The 20,804-nt window shown below is 54.7% G+C and carries 20 protein-coding genes; 9 read left to right on the top strand and 11 right to left on the bottom strand.

What is annotated here, in order from left to right:
* Window positions 1–19: 19 nt before the first annotated feature.
* The 3 genes from rho to GJA01_RS05775 form a co-directional block, all read right to left on the bottom strand.
* On the bottom strand, window positions 20–1,321 hold the full coding sequence (gene rho / locus GJA01_RS05790) for a transcription termination factor Rho (protein WP_010504413.1): 1,302 nt from the start codon (window positions 1,319–1,321) through the stop codon (window positions 20–22).
* A 251-nt stretch (window positions 1,322–1,572) separates the two neighbouring features.
* Window positions 1,573–3,102, bottom strand: a complete 1,530-nt coding sequence (locus GJA01_RS05780) for a GMC family oxidoreductase (protein ID WP_062504940.1) — start codon at window positions 3,100–3,102, stop codon at window positions 1,573–1,575.
* Window positions 3,103–3,116: 14 nt separating this feature from the next.
* Window positions 3,117–3,746: a gluconate 2-dehydrogenase subunit 3 family protein gene (locus tag GJA01_RS05775; protein WP_253783389.1), complete on the bottom strand. Its 630-nt coding sequence runs from the start codon at window positions 3,744–3,746 to the stop codon at window positions 3,117–3,119.
* A 173-nt stretch (window positions 3,747–3,919) separates the two neighbouring features.
* Between GJA01_RS05775 and sucB the strand changes: the two genes are divergently transcribed.
* The 4 genes from sucB to GJA01_RS05755 all read left to right on the top strand — a co-directional run bounded on the left by sucB (window position 3,920) and on the right by GJA01_RS05755 (window position 9,703).
* On the top strand, window positions 3,920–5,017 hold the full coding sequence (sucB, locus tag GJA01_RS05770) for a dihydrolipoyllysine-residue succinyltransferase (RefSeq protein ID WP_062504935.1): 1,098 nt from the start codon (window positions 3,920–3,922) through the stop codon (window positions 5,015–5,017).
* A gap of 109 nt (window positions 5,018–5,126) precedes the next feature.
* Window positions 5,127–6,125 (top strand): L,D-transpeptidase, encoded by a 999-nt coding sequence (locus GJA01_RS05765; RefSeq protein WP_062504933.1) that lies wholly within the window; start codon window positions 5,127–5,129, stop codon window positions 6,123–6,125.
* Window positions 6,126–6,272: 147 nt separating this feature from the next.
* On the top strand, window positions 6,273–8,519 hold the full coding sequence (locus GJA01_RS05760; protein WP_062504931.1) for a TonB-dependent receptor: 2,247 nt from the start codon (window positions 6,273–6,275) through the stop codon (window positions 8,517–8,519).
* Window positions 8,516–9,703, top strand: a complete 1,188-nt coding sequence (locus GJA01_RS05755; protein ID WP_062504929.1) for a histidine-type phosphatase — start codon at window positions 8,516–8,518, stop codon at window positions 9,701–9,703. Before GJA01_RS05760 ends, GJA01_RS05755 begins: the two co-directional genes overlap by 4 nt.
* A 71-nt stretch (window positions 9,704–9,774) precedes the next feature.
* On the opposite strand, the gene GJA01_RS05750 is transcribed toward GJA01_RS05755, so the two are convergent.
* The 3 genes from GJA01_RS05750 to GJA01_RS05740 form a co-directional block, all read right to left on the bottom strand.
* The gene (locus tag GJA01_RS05750; protein ID WP_062504928.1) at window positions 9,775–10,164 is read right to left on the bottom strand and encodes a DUF3597 domain-containing protein; all 390 of its coding nucleotides are present in this window, start codon (window positions 10,162–10,164) and stop codon (window positions 9,775–9,777) included.
* A 70-nt stretch (window positions 10,165–10,234) separates the two neighbouring features.
* Window positions 10,235–11,530, bottom strand: a complete 1,296-nt coding sequence (gene ahcY, locus GJA01_RS05745; protein ID WP_062504927.1) for an adenosylhomocysteinase — start codon at window positions 11,528–11,530, stop codon at window positions 10,235–10,237.
* Between the two features lie 90 nt (window positions 11,531–11,620).
* Entirely contained in the window at window positions 11,621–11,974 is a 354-nt protein-coding gene (locus tag GJA01_RS05740) for a hypothetical protein (protein ID WP_010504432.1), read from the bottom strand.
* Between the two features lie 199 nt (window positions 11,975–12,173).
* On the opposite strand from GJA01_RS05740, the gene GJA01_RS05735 reads away from it, so the two are divergent.
* Together GJA01_RS05735 and GJA01_RS15525 are read left to right on the top strand one after the other, a co-directional pair.
* Window positions 12,174–13,238, top strand: coding sequence for a transporter (locus tag GJA01_RS05735; protein WP_061931138.1), 1,065 nt, complete (start codon window positions 12,174–12,176; stop codon window positions 13,236–13,238).
* A gap of 113 nt (window positions 13,239–13,351) precedes the next feature.
* Window positions 13,352–13,786: a hypothetical protein gene (locus GJA01_RS15525; protein WP_253783387.1), complete on the top strand. Its 435-nt coding sequence runs from the start codon at window positions 13,352–13,354 to the stop codon at window positions 13,784–13,786.
* Window positions 13,787–13,903: 117 nt separating this feature from the next.
* On the opposite strand, the gene GJA01_RS05725 is transcribed toward GJA01_RS15525, so the two are convergent.
* Window positions 13,904–14,347, bottom strand: coding sequence for a hypothetical protein (locus GJA01_RS05725; protein ID WP_062504925.1), 444 nt, complete (start codon window positions 14,345–14,347; stop codon window positions 13,904–13,906).
* Between the two features lie 234 nt (window positions 14,348–14,581).
* Between GJA01_RS05725 and GJA01_RS05720 the strand changes: the two genes are divergently transcribed.
* Complete coding sequence (locus GJA01_RS05720; protein ID WP_062504923.1) at window positions 14,582–16,066, top strand: catalase; 1,485 nt, start codon at window positions 14,582–14,584, stop codon at window positions 16,064–16,066.
* A gap of 28 nt (window positions 16,067–16,094) precedes the next feature.
* On the opposite strand, the gene GJA01_RS05715 is transcribed toward GJA01_RS05720, so the two are convergent.
* The 4 genes from GJA01_RS05715 to mutY all read right to left on the bottom strand — a co-directional run bounded on the left by GJA01_RS05715 (window position 16,095) and on the right by mutY (window position 19,510).
* Window positions 16,095–16,523, bottom strand: coding sequence for a DMT family transporter (locus GJA01_RS05715; RefSeq protein WP_255312267.1), 429 nt, complete (start codon window positions 16,521–16,523; stop codon window positions 16,095–16,097).
* Between the two features lie 17 nt (window positions 16,524–16,540).
* Window positions 16,541–17,719: a Gfo/Idh/MocA family protein gene (locus GJA01_RS05710; protein ID WP_062504919.1), complete on the bottom strand. Its 1,179-nt coding sequence runs from the start codon at window positions 17,717–17,719 to the stop codon at window positions 16,541–16,543.
* A 109-nt stretch (window positions 17,720–17,828) separates the two neighbouring features.
* Window positions 17,829–18,452, bottom strand: a complete 624-nt coding sequence (locus tag GJA01_RS05705) for a hypothetical protein (protein WP_062504917.1) — start codon at window positions 18,450–18,452, stop codon at window positions 17,829–17,831.
* Window positions 18,449–19,510 (bottom strand): A/G-specific adenine glycosylase, encoded by a 1,062-nt coding sequence (gene mutY, locus GJA01_RS05700; protein WP_062023444.1) that lies wholly within the window; start codon window positions 19,508–19,510, stop codon window positions 18,449–18,451. Before mutY ends, GJA01_RS05705 begins: the two co-directional genes overlap by 4 nt.
* Window positions 19,511–19,520: 10 nt before the next feature.
* On the opposite strand from mutY, the gene GJA01_RS05695 reads away from it, so the two are divergent.
* Both GJA01_RS05695 and GJA01_RS15235 read left to right on the top strand, forming a co-directional pair.
* Window positions 19,521–20,036: a DUF721 domain-containing protein gene (locus GJA01_RS05695; RefSeq protein WP_062504915.1), complete on the top strand. Its 516-nt coding sequence runs from the start codon at window positions 19,521–19,523 to the stop codon at window positions 20,034–20,036.
* Between the two features lie 117 nt (window positions 20,037–20,153).
* Window positions 20,154–20,798, top strand: coding sequence for a hypothetical protein (locus GJA01_RS15235; protein WP_099282302.1), 645 nt, complete (start codon window positions 20,154–20,156; stop codon window positions 20,796–20,798).
* The last annotated feature ends 6 nt before the right edge of the window (window positions 20,799–20,804 follow it).

Here is a 20,804-nt window from a genome sequence, read left to right as displayed (position 1 = left end):
TGCATGAACAGAAAACGGATTAGTTGTTCATGGCTTCAAAGAAGTCGTGGTTAGATTTGCTGTATTTCAGCTTGTCCAGCAGGAAGTCCATGGCATCCATCGTCCCCATTGGTGCGAGGATACGGCGCAGGACCCACATCTTGGACAGTTCAGCACGGTCAACCAGCAGTTCTTCCTTACGTGTGCCCGACTTGGTGATGTCGATGGCAGGGAAGGTGCGCTTGTCAGCCAGTTTGCGATCCAGAATGAGTTCGGCGTTACCCGTACCCTTGAACTCTTCAAAAATCACTTCATCCATGCGCGAGCCGGTATCGATCAGCGCCGTAGCGATGATGGTGAGCGAGCCACCTTCTTCGATATTACGGGCTGCACCGAAGAAGCGTTTCGGGCGCTGCAGAGCGTTGGCGTCCACACCGCCGGTCAGTACCTTGCCGGATGATGGCACAACGGTGTTGTAGGCGCGGGCCAGACGGGTAATGGAATCCAGGAGGATCACCACGTCTCGCTTGTGCTCAACGAGACGTTTAGCCTTTTCGAGAACCATTTCCGTCACCTGAACATGGCGTGTTGCCGGTTCATCGAAGGTAGAGGAAACAACCTCACCGCGCACAGAGCGGGCCATGTCCGTCACTTCTTCTGGACGTTCGTCGATCAGAAGAACGATCAGGAAGACTTCCGGATGGTTTGCTGAGATCGAGGCCGCAATGCTCTGGAGCATTACGGTCTTACCCGTCCGCGGTGGAGCGACGATCAGGGCGCGCTGGCCCATACCGATCGGCGTGACAAGGTCGATGACGCGTGGCGTGTAATCGCGCTGGTCTTTCTTGCCCTTGCTGCGGGGCGATGTTTCGGAAACGGCTGGCTCGGACTGTTCAACTTCCATCTTCAGGCGACGCTCAGGGTAGAGTGGCGTCAGGTTATCGAAGTTGATACGCGTCCGGACGACGTCCGGGTCTTCGAAGTTGATGGTGTTAACCTTGAGGAGCGCGAAGTAACGCTCGCCATCACGCGGGGCGCGGATCTGGCCTTCAACCGTATCACCGGGGCGCAGACCGAAACGGCGGACCTGCGTCGGGGAAATATAGATATCGTCTGGGCCGGGAAGATAATTTGCTTCCGGGCTCCGCAGGAAACCAAAACCATCCGGCAGGATTTCCAGTGTTCCCTCGCCGTAGATCGCCTGATCGCGTTCGGCGAGGGTCTTGAGGATAGCAAACATGATGTCCTGCTTGCGCATGGACGAGACGTTCTCGATCTCCAGTTCCTCTGCATAAGCCAGTAGATCGGCCGGAGATTTTTTCTTGAGTTCGGCGAGATGCATGAAAAACGCGCCTTATGTGCCCTTGGGGCAAACCTTATGGGGGAAGGATGGGCCTGCCTGATGCTGAATGATCAGAACAGAGGCTACGGACGTCAGGCACCTTTTCAGTGCGTGGCATCGGAAGCAAACGTCATCCGGTTAGGAAAGGAGACCGGGTGGCTAGATAACCACCAGGAAGTCCCCGTTGGATTACCGGAGCGCGCGAAGGAGTGTCAAGCCTGACGCGCTCGGTGACATGACTTTGATATGAATCAATGGGTCAGCATGGCATCTGCCGTGCGAAGGGCCAGAGCCATGATGGTAAGGGCGGGGTTGGCAGCGGTGGCGCTTGGGAAGGTAGAGTGATCGCTGATCCACAGGTTGTCGATATCAAAGCTCTGCCCGTAAGGCGTCACAACAGCAGAGCCGGAATCTTTCCCCATACGCGCCGTGCCCATCATGTGCGCCGCCCGATCAAGAATACGAAGATCCTTCGCGCCAATGGCGTCCCACATACGGGTCAGCAGGCGGGAGGCATGCGCATGCATGGCCAGTTCGTTAGGGCCATAGCTGTGCGTGATGAGAGGTTTCGGGATACCGAAGTGGTCTTTCTCGTCTGAGAGCACAACGCGGTTTTCGGGGCTGGGCATGCAGTCGCCGTGAATCCCCATGCCGATGCTACGATTATATCCTGCGAGCGTACGGACAAGATCCGCCCCACGACGGGTAGACCCGCGTGCGATGTTGGAAGCCCAGGTGATGGGCATCATGCCAAGAGATTGAATCAGATATCCCCCAGCGAAATCTGCGTCTTTCGGGCGCATCATGTCTTCAGTAATTGTCAGGGAAGGATAACCGCGATTGGGGCGAACCTCCTGGTCAATCTCGCCCCAAATCTGGGTAGAGATATGAGTCATGTAATTTTCCCCAACCTGCCCTGAACTGTTAGCCAGCCCGTTATGCAGAAGCAGACGGGCAGTTTCGACAGCACCGGCAGACAGAACCAGTTTCTCGCAGCGCTGTCGGATATCCTGGCCATTCTGCTTATAGACAACACCTGTCACGCGACCGGCTTGGTCTGTTTCAATGGTATGAACGAAACAACCCGGTCGTATTTCGGCGCCATACGTAACAGCCAGCGGAAGCCATGTGTTGTCAGTGCCTGATTTTGCACCATTCCGGCATCCCTGATGACAGGCTCCACAACTGACACAGCCTTGCCGTTCACCAAAATACGGTTGATTGAAAGGTCGTGTGATCAGCGCTGTTGGACCATCAGCATGACGAAGGCCTAAAGCGTCGCAGGCGTCGCGCATTTTCAGGGCTGCCGGATTTGCTGGCGGGGGCGAGTAGGCATATTGTCGGGAGGGATCCCATGGATATTGGGCCGGGCCAGAGACACCAATGAAGGATTCTACTTCCTCAATGTAAGGAAGCAGTTCCTCGTAACGGAAAGGCCAGTCCACGCTGCGTCCCGTTTCCGTATGAAGCTGGAAGTCCCGGGCGTCCGGGCGAGGAAGAAAGGCTCCATAGTGCAGCATGGATCCACCTACGCCCGTCCCACTATTGTTGCCTCCGAAAGGCTGAGGATTACGCCCCCCGGAAAGACGTTCGTTAAGCCAGTAGATTTCGCGGGCTTCGATTTCGTCAGATGTATACTGTGCAGGTGTGAATTTCGGTCCTGCTTCCAGCACAAGAACGCTTTTGCCCGCCTGCGCCAGGCGTGCGGCGAGAGGGGCTCCGCCGGCGCCGCTTCCAACAATAATGACGTCCAGAGTATCGGTTTCAGCATAAGTCTTCATTTTTCAAGTGCGCCTTATGCTGCGGAGGAGATTTTTGTGGCAGGTTCGAAGTCTTTCCGTTCATTGGCTTGAACGGTTTCAAAACCCTGAAATCTTTCGTCACCACCGTTCAGGTTGGCAGACATTCCAAGTCTGTCCTGAACGCGGGGATCAGCCAGAAAACATTCGATCACGTCTGCCCGCAGATCGAGAGCCCATTTCTGCATCTGTGACGGGTTCAGACGGTTAGGCGTGTCCAAACCAACTTTCCCCTCTCCCATGGCATCCAGAAATGCCGCGACAGCGCTGTCTTCGAGCAAAGAAAAAGGGCGCTCAAATTGTGAAGTGGAAAGATCATTCAGAGTCAGGAGGGCTTGCTCCCACGCCTGACTGTCGGAAGGAAGTTCTGCAAAGCGCCAACCGTCCCGCGGTCCGCTTAAAGCCCGATCAACTCGCAAAGCAAGATTGAGCGTCTGTTGGCCCAAAATCTCTTCCTGCGGCAAGAGAACAGTCACAATACGGTCCAAAACCGAAAAAGCGGTCGAAGAAAGCGTTCGTGGTGTGCCTGATGAATCTTCTTCGAGGCGTTCCTTCAGAATGTCATGAGTGCGACGGGAAAGATGATCTGAGGCCAGAAAGGGAGGAAAATCAGACGAGTTTGTCATGTCGGCGTCCTTTGCTTCATTTTTCAAAGTCCCGGCATAGGGATAGTTCCTGTCTCCCGCTCAGGATCAAGATGCACTATCCTGCTTCAGTTATCCTGTCGGGCATCCGGCGGAATGAGAGTTAGAAGAGATCCATCCCCTGATCGGGGTGTTTGTGCAAGTGAGGAGAGACGATGGCGGTCGAGATCCGGGTGCCGGCGCTGGGAGAAAGCCTGACGACCGCGACTGTCGCGCGCTGGCTGAAGCAGGCGGGTGATTACGTTCAGCATGACGAAACAGTTGTCGAACTTGAGACGGACAAGGTGAGCGTTGAGGTGACGGCACCTTCTGCCGGGCGCCTTGAGAACTGTATTCCGTTGGGGACGGAAGTGGAGATTGGTGGTCTTTTAGGCCAGGTTGATGAAACGGCTGAAGCACCAGCGGTGACCGCATCTGAAGTTCTGCCTGTCGAGGCAGTATCTTCTGAGCCTGTCGCGCCGCCGGTTGTTGAGCCTTCACCTGCGCCAAAACCGGCTCCTAGACCGGCAGTCACGGAGCCTCCCGTTGTCGGTAATTCTGGAGATAATATCTCCCGGGAACGTCGCGTTCCGATGTCGCGACTGCGGCAGACGATTGCACGAAATCTGAAAGCAGCACAGAATACGGCTGCAATCCTGACGACATTCAATGAAATTGACATGTCTGCGGCTAAGGCACTTCGGGCCGAATACAAGGATGAATTTGAAAAGAAACATGATGGTGCCCGACTGGGCTTCATGTCTTTCTTTGCCAGAGCCGTAGTCGGGGCACTTCGTGATTATCCAGCCCTGAATGCCCAGATTGAAGGGGATGAGATCGTTTATCGTGATTTCGTCAATCTCGGAATCGCGGTTGGAACAGAGCGCGGTCTGGTTGTCCCCGTTCTTCATGACGCTGACCAGATGAGTTTCGCAGAACTGGAGCGCCGTATTGCGGATTACGGCAAACGCGCGCGAATAGGGTCGCTCAAACTGGACGAGCTGTCACACGGGACGTTTTCAATCACGAACGGTGGTATTTTCGGATCACTGCTTTCGACGCCAATTCTGAATACGCCGCAGTCGGGTATTTTAGGTATGCATGCCATTCAGGATCGTCCTGTCGTGCGTGACGGTCAGGTCGTTGTTCGTCCCATGATGTATGTTGCATTGTCTTATGATCACCGTCTCGTAGATGGGCGCGAAGCTGTCAGCTTCCTTGTCCGCGTCAAGCAACTTGTTGAAGATCCGAGGCGGCTGCTTCTCGATCTCTGATCTTTTTCGGAAGACGCAACGTTAAGACGTGGCATCTTTTGCTGAACGCCGGACGAGTATCGTTCCCCCGCGTTCATTGAACCATTTTGAACCGAGGGTCATTCTAGCCATGTCATCTGCTTTCACACTGTCTTATTCCATCCGGCTTCTTGCCATGACAACGGTCCTGGGAGGAGGTGTACTACCATTGATGGCGTGTGCGCAGACTGACCCGGTGGGAGGAGAAGCGCCGCGGCCTGCTGCCGTGACAAGTGCAATCGGAGATGCGTCGGTTCCGCCTCCTGCAATAAATCCACCCACTGATGCCGCGCCTGTCATTCCTCCTGTAGAAATTCCGCCTCTTCCTGCCGTGAGTAATGCTGAGGCACATAAAGAAGCCGCGCGACTGGAAAAAATGATGGTGAAAACCATCAAGGGATTTTCGACTTACAAACCTGAACGTCGGGAAAAGTTTATTGCTCTGGCTCAGGAAGAACTGACGAAATCCGGTTTGCCAATTTCACGCCCACAGCTCGTTATGGTTGTGGATCGAAATGAAAAAATACAGCATCTGGATTTTGTTTTGGCGTTTCCGGATGAGCCTTGGGTTTCGATTGGAGGAACTCCGGTTTCCACGGGAACGACAGGGCGTAAATATTATTACATTACCCCAACGGGTGTTTTTCAGAATACGGCAGACAGGCTGGGCTATCGCGCGGAAGGAACCAAAAACAAATATGGTATTCGCGGTATTGGCGCCAAGGGATCCCGTGTCTGGGATATGGGATGGCAGACCGCATTGAAGGGCTGGTTACCAAAACATGAAACCGGCCAGATCAGGCTGGAAATTCATGCGACAGATCCGCAGTTTCTGGAGTGGCGTCTCGGACATCCAGCCTCGGAAGGATGTATCCGTATTCCGGCGACCATGAATCACTTCATGGATCACTACGGTCTGATCGATGCGTTGTATGAGCAGGCAGCCGGTTATGATCCGCGGTTTTCGGCTCTGTTGCCAAAAGATCGGGAGCAGACACCTATTGCTGGAGATCTGGTAATTGTTGTGGATTCCGGACCGTTAACCGAGCCAAAAATTGATCCGATTGCAGATAAAAGACCACTTCCCTGATGTTTGGAATAAGAAATATTACATAATAAGTATGACATTTTTAGGTAAACCGTATGAAACTTCTGTTGCGAAGGGGTAATACAGGTTTTCAGTACCCAGAAGCATGAGTAATGAGCGTCTTCTCTTCCACGGGAGCACGCGATTTCCATGAAAAATGTTCGAAAAAGTTTCGTCCTGTCCAGCCATATTGTGACAGGGGCGATTCTTTTTGGTTCTGTTGCCTATGCTGCGGAAAGCAAGCATGCGGACGACAAAAAGGATGCAAACAAAGAAACACAGGCAGTTGAAAAACTGACTGTTCTAGGTCATGCATCTCGTATCGCTCCCGCAACGGTACCTTTGGACATTACGCAACCGACATCAAAAATCCAGTCAGGGTTTTTGGCGAATAATATTATTCCACTGGCAAGTGTTGATGATATTATTCAGTTTCAGCCTAGCGTTTTTTCGCAAAACCCTAATGGCCCGGGAATGGGAAAAGCGGAGACAATGAGTCTGCGTGGGTTTCAGGACGGTCAGTATAATATGACGTTTGATGGTATTCCGTTCGGGAATGCCACGGACCTTGGGCATACAACCTCATCGCTGTTCATTTCCCATTTTCTTGGGGAAGCCCAAATTGATCGTGGTCCTGGAACTGCGTCAACAATTGGGAATGCCACTTTCGGTGGCACAATGGGATTTACGTCTAAAAATCCTGCTGCCCGGATGGGCACAACCCTGTATGGAACGTATGGAAGCTTTAATACCCGTGCGGGCGGTATTGAGTTCAATACAGGAAAAACCAGATTTGGCCGTGCTTTCATCGATATGCAGCACGAAGAGACGAATGGTTATCTGGCTAACTCGTCCGAACGCCGTAGCAATCTGATGTTTAAGGATGTTGTTGACCTTGCACCAGAAACGACGCTGACAATTGAAACGACCTATAACAAGGAATGGCAGTACACGACGCAGGGTGCCACGCTGGAAGACTATAGAAAATACGGTAAAAATTACGGGCTTTGTAATGATCCGAAAAAGCAATGTTATTACGGATACCAGCCCAGCACCTACACATCTGATTTTGACTATATCTCTCTTAAAACACGTCTTCTGTCATGGCTGACGTTGGAAAATCAGATTTATACGAGTGGTTTCGAGCATGATTATTCCGAAAGCACGGATGCCAGTCAGAGTAGCGCTGCGGCAAATGGTGTAACGTTCTACAATGCTGCAGGCAAAAAAGTAGCGACGTATAAAAATGATATTCCTGGCAAATATGCCGATGCAGCATATCGAACCTACGGAGATACCCTCCGCTTGAAGGCGCATACAACCTACGGTGATATTCTTACGGGCGTATGGGCAGACGTCCAGAAGGATCGACGGTATACATATGCAATTGATATCAGTCAGGGCTCCATCCCTGTGATGGGGAAAAGCGGTTCTCCGTATAGCTATGATATTTCAGATTTAAACACCACGATCCAGCCTTATCTTGAGTTGAATGTTCATCCATGGAAAGGAGCAACAATTAAACCGGGTATAAAATATTCCATTTTCAAAAGAGATTATGACGCGGGTATCAATAAGAGCACAAAGGTACCATTGAAAGATACACAAAGCTATAATTCCTGGCAGCCATCTATTGCGATAAATCAACGTATTATCAAAAACTGGAGTGCCTACGCACAGGTTGCGCGAGGCTTTCTCGCGCCGCCAATGTCTGTCTTCCAAGCGAATTCGGTTGGAGACGTAAAGCCCGAAACAACCATGAATTATCAGGTTGGTTCCGTATATCATGGTCGGAACTGGATGCTGTCTCTGGATGGGTACTATATTAATTTCTCGAATTATATTGCTGCTGCTCAGATTAAAGTTCCAAACATCGGTACAACATCAACATATGTAAACAGCGGTGGCGCAATCTATCGAGGAATTGAGATCGAAGGACAGTATGTCATTGGCTACGGTTTTTCTCTTTATGGGAATTACAGTGTGAATGATGCAAAATACAAACATAGTCATGTCCGGGTTGCTCAGACACCTAATGCACTTGCCTCCTTTGGTGTGCTTTACGAGAGTGAGCATGGCCCATATTTCTCCCTTATGGGAAAATATGCTGGAACGCATTGGGGGTTGGACAGTACCACGGATGATGACGGAAACACGGCTTTCAAAAATCAGTATAAAATTGGAAGCACGGTGACTGCGGATCTCGCCATGGGGTGGCGAATTCATCATATTGGCTCGTTTTTCAGAGATGTTACGCCAAGCATCAAGATTGCCAACCTCTTCAATAACCGTGCGATCAGCGATTTTGCGGGCAACCAGTCTTATGGAGATGCCCCATTGTTCTGGCGTATTGCCGGCCGGAGCGTCTTCTTCAACATGACCGCAACGATGCCATGATGCGACGGTTTTCTTCGCTTGTTTGCCTGCTTGCTCTGGGGGCTTGTGCACCTCAGACGCAGGGAGACGTACTTGAAAAAGTTGTTCTTCTCAGTCGACATGGAATTCGCAGCCCCACACAGTCGCCGCAGGATATGGAACGCCGTACGGGTCACGCCTGGCCTGTCTGGTCTGTGGCACCGGGGGAAATGACGGATCACGGTGCTAAAACTCTTGCTGCGATGGTGCAGGCTGTTCAGGAGACTTACCAGAAGACTGGCGTGCTTCCTGCGTCAGGAGACTGTCAGACAATGGAACAAGAGAGCGTTGTCTGGGCGGATACGGCCGATCATAGAACACGACAGACAGGTGAGATCTGGGCAAAAGGAATTGCGCCTGAATGTGCTGTAAAGGCTCAATGGGCGCCTACTGCGGCTGATCCTGTTTTCAATGCACTTGGTACTCAATCCGGCCGTGTTGATTCTCTGGCATTAAGGCGGGACTTTGAAGCTGCGGAGAGAACCTTACCCGAGCCAGCGTCCACCAATGCGCTGAAAAAACTTCAGGCTCTTCTCGCTCCGAAAGGCTGTTTGTCAGATCCAGCATCGCCTCAATGCCTTGCTGGGCCGACGAAGATTGAGTGGAAAAAGGGTACTCCTCGCCTTCAGGGAGGTTTTGTAACAGGAGGAATGGCAGCGGAAAGCCTGTTGCTGGCCTATTCCGAAGGGCTGTCGTTAACAGACTTTGGCATTACCGAGAGAGACGCACCGGCATTTATCGACGCCATCATGCCAGCGCATGAAGCAGAAAATCACCTGCTGCGCCGTTTGCCTGAATATGCTCGAGCCCGGAATAGTATAATGGCCGAGAGTATCCGCGCGTTTCTGTCTGACCGGTCTGTACCGTCTATTCCGAGCGTTTTGCCTTCAACGAAGGTGCTGGTTCTGGCGGGGCATGACACGAACCTGGCAGCCATGATGGCGCTATTCGGATTGGACTGGTCTTTCCCGGATCAACCTGATTCGACCGCGCCCAATACCGTTCTGGCGTTTGAGCGTTGGCGCCATTCTGATGGCACGCGCGATATCAGGGTAAGGATTTTTCATCAGTCCCTGATTGAGTTACGTGAGGGAAGAGCGCCTGATATCGAGGCTTCAGCCATAACGCTTTCCCCCTCGTGGCCTGTTCTGGCTCGTCAGCCCTGAACGCCTTTCCAAGACAAAAAAAGCCCGGATGTTTTCATCCGGGCTTTTTCGTAACGGATCTAAAGGAAGGCTTAGTGAGCCCAGCCTTCAGGAACCTTGCCACCGTTCTTGGCCAACTCGGCATAGACCTGCTTGATGAGCCAGACGTTCATCGTTGCTGAGTCGTCCGTGCTGCCCGTGTAGTGCAGTTCGGCTGCAAGCTGCTTGCGCGCTTCCAGCGAGCTGTCGAGACCGAGCAGCTTCAGAAGATCCACGATCGAGGTCTTGTAGTTCAGCGGCTGGCCAGCCTTGGATGCCAGATCGGAAAGAACAGCATCCACGTCCACTGGTGCGGCTGGGGTGGCAGGTGCCGCAGCAGCCGGAGCGCCAGCGGAAGCCTGTGCATCAGCCGTGCCGGACGTTGGCGTAGCTGCTTCTGCATGTCCGAAAATCTTGGACATGATCGTGCTGAAAAGACCCATAGGAAACACTCCTGACGGTTTGAAAAAAGGTGTCGGGGTAGACAACGCCTACCCCTGTTACCTGTTCCGCTCAGTAACGATATTCTTCGTGCTTGAACGGACCGGCAACCGGAACGCCAATGTAGTCAGCCTGCTTCGTGGACATCTTGGAGAGTTCGGCGCCGACCTTTGCGAGGTGGAGGGCAGCGACCTTTTCGTCCAGAGCCTTTGGCAGGGTGTAAACCTTCACTTCGTACTGGCCCGGCTTGGCGGTCCAGAGTTCGATCTGGGCCAGCGTCTGGTTGGTGAAGGAAGCGGACATCACGAAGGACGGGTGACCCGTGGCGTTGCCAAGGTTCACGAGACGGCCTTCAGAGAGCAGGATGATGCGGCGGCCTACGGCCAGCTCGATTTCGTCAACCTGCGGCTTGATGTTGTTCCAGCGATAGTTGCGCAGGGCTTCGACCTGGATTTCGCTATCGAAGTGACCGATGTTGCAGACGATCGCACGGTCCTTCATTTCGCGCATGTGGTCGATCGTGATGATGTCCACATTACCCGTGCAGGTGACGAAAATGTCGCCGCGCGGAGCTGCGTTTTCCATGGTGACGACTTCATAGCCTTCCATGGCGGCCTGAAGGGCGCAGATCGGGTCAACTTCGGTCACGAGAACGCGGCAGCCTGCATTGCGCAGGGAGGCAGCGGACCCCTTGCCCACGTCGCCGTAACCGGCAACGACGGCAACCTTGCCGGCCATCATGACGTCTGTGCCGCGGCGGATGGCGTCCACCAGGCTCTCACGGCAGCCATACAGGTTGTCGAACTTGGATTTTGTGACGCTGTCGTTCACGTTGATGGCCGGAACCTTCAGCGTGCCAGCCTTGGCCATCTGCCAGAGACGATGCACACCCGTCGTCGTCTCTTCGGACAGGCCGCGGACGTCCTTCAGGAGTTCCGGGAACTGATCGTGCATCATGACCGTGAGGTCGCCGCCGTCATCGAGGATCATGTTCGGCGTCCAGCCGTCCGGACCCGTGATGGTCTGCTCAATGCACCAGTTGAATTCTTCTTCCGTCAGGCCCTTCCAGGCAAAGACGGGAATACCGGCTGCAGCGATGGCTGCTGCTGCGTGATCCTGCGTGGAGAAGATGTTGCAGGACGACCAGCGGACCGTTGCGCCGAGAGCCGTCAGCGTCTCGATCAGCACGGCGGTCTGGATGGTCATATGGAGGCAGCCAGCGATACGCGCACCCTTGAGCGGCTGGGTGTCCTTGTATTCTTCGCGGAGTGCCATCAGGCCGGGCATTTCGCCTTCAGCGATGGAGATTTCCTTGCGGCCCCAGTCTGCGAGGGAAATGTCGTGTACCTTGTAGTCCTGCGTGGTCATGATTGGCCCTTACTGCCCGTCTTGGATGGCAGCAGGTATAGAGGCTTGGCGGAGCCACGCAAAGTGTGGCTCCGTCGCATCTGGTCTGTGTCAGTTCGGCTGTGCGGTGTCGGTCTTGGTTTTGACCGTCCGCGGTGTCTGATGTGTGCGCTTCAGATGGTGCTTGTATTCGGTTTTGCCCTGCTTTGTTGTGTCCGTCATGGCGTGAGGCGCCTGAGGGGCGGGCTGGTCCGGCTGTTCTGTGATGGTACGGGGGTTCGTCGGCAGGTGATTGGCAGGCTGGTCAATCGTGGAATTCTGCGCTTTCTGCGTCGCAGAACTGGACGTCTGGGGTTGATCGTTGCTCGGGCTGCTGACGGCCTGCGCGAAAGCTGCTGATGAAACGGCAGGAGAGGCCATGATAACGGCTGCGGCAAGCAGGGAGGCTTTCAGGCGAATGGACATGTCTTGAATTTTCCTCTGCAAAGGGAAGAGCTGGCTCCTCCGGGAATAATCTGATAACTCCCGGACAGCGTGACAGTTGCCCCGATGCAGCATATTGCGTCAGTTGCCCGGGCATGTCAGAGAACGGCAGATCACCTTCTGTCGTGTTGTTCGAAACCGGCGCAGGTCCAGAATACCCCCTGAAGAACAGGAGGCTGCCGTGTCAGAGAACCCCACTTACAACTTTCCTTTCACGGTGCTTGATCCGGCGTTCCAGGAAACTGGAAAACCTGCCTTCGCCAATGGTCTTGTCTGGGCTGTGCATGCGATTCCGGGACAGGAATTGCGGTCTCTGGGGGCGGGAGAAGTTGAAGATCTGTTGGTTCCGGGGCGTGTGCCATCGTCCGAGGGGTGGTTCTGGCTTCATTTTGATACTGTTCACAGTTCTGCCCGGTCCTTTGTCGCTCATCTGCCAGGGCTACCGGAAGACGTGCGCGCCATGCTGGCGGAAACAGAGTACGGTATTGCGCTTGAGGCCGTTGATGATCTGATCTGGGGGGCGCTTCCCGCATTTGATGATGCATTGGCGGAAGACGACCGGGAAATCTGCGCCTGGCGTTTTGCCATGCGGCCTGACCTTCTGATTACAACACGACGCAATCCCATTCCTGTTCTTGGGGCGGCCTATCGGTCCCTCAGGCCTGACCATATTCCGCCGACCCCTGCGGGGATTGTGGATCGGGCATTACGGGAATTTACGGGAACCGTGCGTCGGCAGCTTGGCCAGCTTGATGATGATCTGGATCGGGCGGAGGATGTTCTTCTGTTGATCGAGCATCGGTCTGATCTGGGGCATCTGGGTGGTATTGTCGGTAAGGTACGCCGTCGGGCGACGGAACTCAGACGCGTTGTCACGCCGATTGACCGTGTTCTGAAGGATGAGGATCTGGACCTTCCTGAATGGGCGGAAGACGAACTCCGTGACCGTGCGGAGCGTCAGGTTCATGCGGCTTTGGACGATCTGATTGCTTTGCAGGACCGGGCGCGTTCCCTGCAGGACGAACTGGGGTCCAATCAGGCGGAAGAAACCAACCGTCGTCTGTACATTGTTTCGGTGGGGACGACGTTGATGCTGCCGGCGACCTTCGTGACCGGCTTCTTCGGTATGAACACGGGCGGCATGTTTCTGGCGCAGGGGGCGTGGGGAACAATCGAAGCCGGGTTTGTGTGTTTCGTGTTCATGGCTGTGACGTTTCTGTTCATGAAACTCGCCCGGCTTCTCTGAAGGGAATATGAGCTGGGTGCCTGTTGTCTGGGCGGAAAAAACCTGTTTCTGTTACAGAAGGATACATTCAGAAGACAGTTAATAAAGACTGTCTGTCCAAGAAGCGGAAACTGATGCCTCGTTTTCTGACACTCTCTGCTTTTTCTCTTTTGATTTGCGGTCTTACTGGCTGTGGACCGCAAATTTACACGCCTGAGACCGCGATTTCTGCGGTTCATGCTGATCCTTCCGGAGTGGTCGGTAAATTCAGAATGACTGTAAGGCGCGTTGGTTGGAGTGACGGATCAATGTACCTGGATTCTGCCCAGGATTACAGAGATCCAAAAACCCTTGTTGTGGCCATTAGAGGCGCTATGGCAAAAGATTTGCTGCGTAATACGTCACAGTCGGCTGAACAGTATTTCATGAACCGAACAATCCTTGTGTCCGGGATTGCTCAGAGGGTTCCTGTTTTCTGGCTAAATGACGACGGAACGCCGACAGGAAAATATTATTTTCAGACGCAGGTTTTTACTGGAGACTCTGAAGACCTGAAAATTTTGCCCTGACAACGAAAAACCATCCAGCCTTCTGGATCTGTAACACAGGTTATGTTGGTGCTGTTTGGTATTGCATTGAGCTATGCCAAACAGCGTGATGTCGGTTTCTTGATGCTCTGGAAACGGTCAGGGATTTTTCTTGGCAGGCCCGCTGGATGTTGCGGGGGTTTGGCCGAGGGCAGACGAGGTTGTGTTGGGATCTGTCGTCTGGTGCATGTCTGATTTTGTGGCGTCTGATTCTGGGGCGGGTGTTGTGGAGACGCCGTGAGGCTGTTCAGCCGCGTATTTTTCGAAAGCTTCTGGCGTGCCAACGAAGGCGCAGTCACACAGGTCCCGATCTGCATAGATGTAGCGCAGACCCTCGGGCGTTTTGCGTGTCAGGAAGACGTGTTGCGGCATGAGTTGCAGCTCTGCGCGGCGAGACGGAGAATTGGCGGGGTGTCTGACGAACCCTGCGGAGATGAGCTGCTTTTCCTGTGGGCTGGTATTGTCATTAACGCAACCGGCGAGACCGAGGGCGACAGACAGCGCTGCGACAGGAAGGGAGAGGGAAAAAACAGTTTTCAGCATATCAGTCTCCTAACAGCTTTGATGCCATGGGGTTTCATGGGCAGGGCCGATCTTACGGATATTGTCGAAGGGTAGGGGAAAAAGAAAATCTGTGCAGGAAATGGATCAAACACTGACGCAAACTTGAAAGGTTTTTAAAAGGAAAAACCGAACACAGATAAAAAATAAATCGGTTTAACCTTTTGTTTGTGTATCGGCTAACTGGTCTCACTTGTTAAGACAGGAGATCAGGCCATGGCCGACCGGACTATCATTCGCACCACCGCAGGTGCCCCTTGGGTCAGTAATCAGGATAGCAAGACGGCAGGTCCGCGTGGGCCGCTGCTGCTGGAAAATTATCAGTTGCTCGAGAAACTGGCGCACCAGAACCGGGAGCGTATTCCTGAGCGGACTGTGCATGCCAAGGGCTCAGGCGCGTTCGGCACGTTTACGGTCACGCATGACATTACCCGTTTTAGCAGGGCGTCCATTTTTTCTGAAGTCGGCAAGACTACCGATATGCTGGCGCGTTTTTCCACTGTCGCGGGTGAGCGCGGTGCGGCGGATGCTGAACGGGATGTTCGGGGTTTTGCCTTGAAGTTTTATACCGATGAGGGGAACTGGGATCTTGTTGGGAACAACACGCCCGTTTTCTTTGTCCGTGATCCGATGAAGTTTCCGGATTTCATTCATACCCAGAAGCGTCATCCGCGTACGAACCGCCGGTCTGCGACGGCGATGTGGGATTTCTGGTCTTTGAGTCCGGAAAGCCTGCATCAGGTGGCGATCCTGTTTTCCGATCGTGGGCTGCCGCAGGGCTACAGGTTCATGAACGGGTATGGCAGCCACACGTTTTCGCTCTGGAATGCACAGGGTGAGCGTTTCTGGGTGAAGTTCCACTTCAAGACCCAGCAGGGGCACCGTTTCTGGACGAATGATGAGGCGAATGCTGTCATCGGGCAGGATCGTGAGAGCGCGCAGGCTGATCTTTACGAGGCCATTGAGGGCGGCGATTTCCCGAGGTGGACTGTGTTCATTCAGGTGATGGAAGAGGCGGAGGCGGAGCGCGTCAGTTTCAATCCGTTCGATGTGACGAAGGTTTGGCCTCATGCGGAGTATCCTTTGCAGGAGGTGGGCGTCATGGAGTTGAATCGTAATGCCGTGAATTATTTTGCGGAGATCGAGCAGGCGTCTTTTTCACCATCCAATATCGTGCCGGGCATTGGCTTCTCGCCTGACAGGCTCTTGCAGGGGCGTCTGTTTGCTTATGCAGATGCGCATCGTTACCGGGTGGGGACGCATTATGAATCGCTGCCAGTGAACCGTCCGCAGATTGCCGTGAAAAATTATCACATGGATGGTCCCATGCGGTTTGATGCGCCTGAGCCGGGGGATGGCGAATATTATGAGCCGAATTCGTTTGGCGGGCCAGTTGAAGAGAGTGCTGCCATGGAGCCGCCTCTGCGGATCAATGGGGATGCGGGCTACTACGAGCATCGCACTGACGGGGATGATTTTGCGCAGCCGCGCGCGCTGTTCCGTCTGTTTGATGCTGCTCAGCGGGAGCGTTTCTTCAATAATATTGCCGGGGCCATGACGGGTGTTCCGGCAGAGATCATGGAACGGCAATTTGCTCTGTTCCGGCAGGCAGATCCGGAATGGGAAGCTGGCGTGCGACAGGCTGTTACGCGGATCATGACGGGGCTGTCTTCTTCTGCGCCGACGACTCAGGGCGACTAAGGGAAGCCGTCTTTCTGGTCAGCTGCGTTCAGAACATGCTGACCAGAAAGATTCCTCTGATCGCCATGGTCGCTCCAATGAGGCGTGGGGGGGAGGCGGTATGTTGCTCCAGTCCGAGCAGTCCGAAGTGATCCAGAAGGACGGAGAGAGCGATGGCACAGCTTGCGACTGTTACAGTGAAAACGGCTGAACCAATTTCCCGTGCTGCCAGAGAGCCGGCGAGGACAAACGCGACATTGAAGAGGCCGCCCACCCACGCCCACCATGGAACGTGTGAGAGACGGTCAATAAAAGGCTCGGACGGGTCGCTGAGTGCAAGGACTGGCAGCGTGCAGAGCAGGGCTGCCAGTGCCACACTGTAAACGGTCAGGACTGTCGATGCTGGACCGAGAGCCTTGTTCAATCCGGCGTTGGCGGCTGACTGAATCGGGTTTCCAAAACCGGCTGCGAGGGCCAGCAGGAAGAACAGGACTTTTATGACGTCGGGGACAGGTGGATCATTCGTCCTGTTTTTGCGGACTCATAGAGGGACTCCATGAGTTTCTGATCGCGCAGTCCTTCTTCGCCGGGGGTTCTGGGGGTGAGATCGTTCAGGATACAATCTGCGAAATGGTCGATCTCAAGAGCAAACTGGTTTTCTGCGGGAAGCCGCCATTCGCTGACAGTTTTATGGTTGCCTTCCCGTCTGCCGATCCGAAGGCGATGGCCGGTGTAGGAGAAAGCATTTTCAAGGGTGATCCAGCCTTTTTCGAGCTGGATTCGAAGATCCTTGCTTTCATGGGCTCCGTAGCTGGTCGCGCAGTTTGCGATTACGCCGGATGGAAAGCGGAGCATGAATGAGAATGTTTCATCCAGATCTTTGTAGCGCGGGTCATTTGGGGGGCTGACCATTTGAGCGAAAAGGCTTTCCGGCTCTTCTCCAAGGACGGCGCGTGTGCCGTTCAGGCAGTACAGTCCAATATCTGGTAACGCTCCGCCCCCTGCCAGTTCCGGTTTGAGGCGCCACTGGTCTGCGCTGCCCTGCATTTGGGTGTTGATGGCTTCTACAAGTTTCGGGCGCCCCAGTTCTCCGCTCTGGACCAGTTTGCGGACTGCCTGATTGAAGGGCTCGTAATGGCAGCGATAGGCGATCATAAGTTTGACGTGTGCTTTCCGACAGACGTCGATCATGTGCTGGGCTTCTGCACTTGAATTGGCCATCGGCTTTTCGCACAGGACGTGTTTTCCGGCTGCAGCGAGAGCTTCGACCTGTTTTTCGTGAAGAGCGTTGGGGGTGACGACATATACGGCCTGAATATCGGGGCGATCTGCCAGACGGTGGATGTCATCATATGTGAAGAGGGAGTCGTCTCCGATGCCGTAGCTATGTGCCGTTAAACGCGCTTTTTCGGGTCGTCCGGAGATGAGTGCGACAGGTTTTGCGAAGTGGCAGTCTGCAAAGGCGGGGAGGATTTCTCCGAGGGTCAGACGGCCAAGGCCCATGATGGCAAACCCTACCCGCTCTGAAGGGGGAAGGGCCTGTGGGGGTTGGCTTTCGGGAACATCGGCGTCCCCGCGCCAGTTTCCGAAATTGATCTGACCTTTCTCGACCATTCCCGTATCCAGAATGGACGGGGCGAGATGAGGAATAATGGTCGGGATATCATGAGACATTGCGAATTGCTTTCCCTCAGAGATGTCAGGGGAAACAACGCAAAGTCAGGGTAATGGGTCCGGTTTTTACGAGAGCTCACATCAATCGTGACGTCTGTGTCATACGGTGTCAACCAGGACGTTGAACGCGGATTATTAAGGGCGTGTCATGATCTTCTTCCTGAAAGGAAATGTCCGCTGTTTGCCCTGCTGCAAGGGAGCCAAGTTGTTCGATGGCTGAGGTGTTTTTGACGAGAGAAAGCCGCTTTCCGTTTATTTCTCCGATAAATCCAGAGTGTAACTGGATGGCTGAAAAGGCTTCACCTGTCTGCGGGTCTGTCAGGGTTGCGGCCTGCGGGACAAGAAGTGCGGAGAGGCCGCGCAGAAAATTCTCGCTCATGGGGAGAAAAGATTCCCATTGGGCAATCTGAGGTGATGTGGCGACGACTTCTCCACCGTGCGGGAAACGGGCGCTTTTGAGGTAGGTGCCTTTGTCTTTGACCTGAAAGCAGACGAGTCCGTTCGGTGCGGCCTGCATTTCAAACCGGGGGAGCGGGCGGGGCATGGAAACCCGTTTTTCCAAGGCAACACTGCATGGCAGGTGCAGTGGAACGGGAAGCTGTGCGGACAGGCCCGGGTGGATGCCGGGCTCAAAGGGAGCCTGTGAGAAGTCATCCCGGATAGGGTCGTGGCTGAGAACCCGACCATGCCAGTCCATGAACCACAGGCGGGTCAGGGAAGGGGTTGCGTTCATCGTGTCTCCAAATCAGCAACTGCGAGGGCCAGGCATTTTTTCATAACACCTGGCAGGGCGGCGCGCTCTGTGGACCGGAACGTGCCAAAAGAGGGATCGATCCCTGCATTATGGCCTGCAGGGAGGGCTGCGGCGTAAATCATGAGCCGAAGCGTGAAATGGGTAAAGACATGGATGACCTCTCCACAGGCTGTCCATGGGCCCAAAACCGGAGCCATTGCGAGGGCGTCTTTCTCGTCCCATGGGGTTGCGAGCCAGTCTGTACCGGGAAATTCGTCCATGCCGCCGAGTAATCCTTTTTCAGGACGCGTTCTGATCAGCATATGCCCGGATGCATCCTGAAGAACGAAGTGAGTGCCATAGCGGGTTGGTTTTGCCTGTTTGGGGGCTTTGCGGGGAAGGGTGGCCGCAATTCCATCGGCGTGACCCTGACATGCTGGGCGCCAAGGACAGGTGAGGCAGGACGGGTTACGGGGTGTACAGAGTGTGGCGCCAAGGTCGAACAATGCCTGAGCGAAGTCGGAGGGGCGTTGCTGTGCGTCTTTGGACTGGTTCAGTAATGCGGCCTGCCGTGCCAGGAGGGGCCGGGATGCAGGAAGCGGGTCCTCAATGGCGAAGAGTCGTGACGTGACACGTTCGACATTTCCATCAACCGGGACAACGGGTCTACCAAAAGCGATGGCTGCAATGGCGCGCGCTGTATATGCACCGATGCCTGGGAGCTTGAGCAATTCGTCAACGGTGTCTGGGAACTGTCCGAGTTCAGCGACGCGTTTTGCGCAGGCGTGCAGATTTCTGGCGCGGGCATAATAGCCGAGCCCGGCCCAGAGACGGAGTACGTCTTCCTGCGGGGCAGCGGCCAGATCCTGTACAGTGGGGTAATGCGTGAGAAAGCGTTCGTAATACGCTATGACAGCTTTTACCGTCGTCTGCTGAAGCATGATTTCGCTTAGCCAGACGCCATAGGGATCGGGGCGTTCGCCGGGGAGGCTACGCCAGGGCAGGGTGCGGCGGTGCGTATCGTACCAGCGCAGCAGGTCGGAAGCATCAGGAGTCACGGAGAGGGATATGACGAAGGATCGGGGTCCAAACAAGAACCTTCGTGATCGGACTGATACATTTACGCCCAAACAGAACTGGACGGCTAAACGGGGTGGAGCGCGGCAGATCGGGGCTTTGGTGCCGGGAATTACCCAGCCCGCTTTCAAAAAAAAATCGCCATTGCTGGTTCGATTGTCCATGGATTGGGAAGATTTTATCGGGCAGCGCCTGTCTAAAGTGACGGAGCCGCGGCGGTTTTCTGCGGGGACGTTGACGCTGGCCTGTTCTGGGCCTGTGGCGATGGAGCTTCAGCATCTTGCGCCTCAGATTATCGAACGGATCAACACAACCTGTGGCCTGCGGGGAGAGGCGATGATCGTGCGTCTTAAAATCGTGCAGGATATGACGGCGTTTGAGCGGCCACGTCCGGCTCGGCCAAGGCCCATTCAGGTCGATGTTCCGGAAATTGAGGACGATGAGCTTCGAGATGCGTTGCAGCGTCTGGGGGGACATATCGGGGCCCGGGGTAAGCGCCGTCGGTGACTGGTATGTTTCACGTGAAACGACTTGTTTCATGCCCTGAAACAGCCCTTTTCAGAGAACAGGGTGTTACCGATATTTACTGAAGACAGAATACGGCTCTTTCCGAGGAGACAGGCCATGAACATCACGAAGAAAACCGTCGGAGCACTGTTGATGGCTGCCCTTGCTGGAAGCCTCCCGATGACGGCGTTCGCCCAGCAAGGAGGCGGAGGTTTCCGTGGTGGCCCTGGTGGTGGTGGCTTCAGGGGAGGAATGGGCGGCGGTCCAGGTGGCGGTTTCCGTGGTGGACCCGGTGGTGGTGGCTTTCGCGGCGGTCCTGGCGGAGGTCCCGGTGGATATGGCGGCGGGTTTAGGGGTGGTCCGGCCGGGTTTCGCGGTGGATATGGTGGTGGACCGGGCTGGGGATTCCGGCCGGGTTATGGAAACTGGAGTGGAGGCTGGGGTGGCCCGCGCTTTATGGGGTGGGGACGTCCCGGATGGAGTGGCTGGAACGGTTGGGGTGGCCCCGGTTGGTATGGCTATGGTTGGGGGGTACCGGGCTGGGGGGGCGGCTGGGGCTGGGGCGGTTGGGGCCTTGGCGCCGCCGCGCTGGGTGTTGCTGCTGGAATGGCGATTGAGAACGCCGCCTCTGGGTGTCCGGCCGGATATTATCTGACCCAGTATCAGGGGTGTGTTCCAGCAGGGGGGTATGCCGTGCCTCAGGGGTACTACGGTGCTCCGGCCTATGACGGGGGTGTCCCGCCCTATACCTGGGGGTATTGAGGCGGG

The organism is Gluconobacter japonicus (assembly GCF_002723975.1).
In the GTDB taxonomy this organism is placed as follows: Bacteria; Pseudomonadota; Alphaproteobacteria; order Acetobacterales; family Acetobacteraceae; genus Gluconobacter; species Gluconobacter japonicus.
This window is presented reverse-complemented; position numbering and strand designations above follow the sequence as displayed.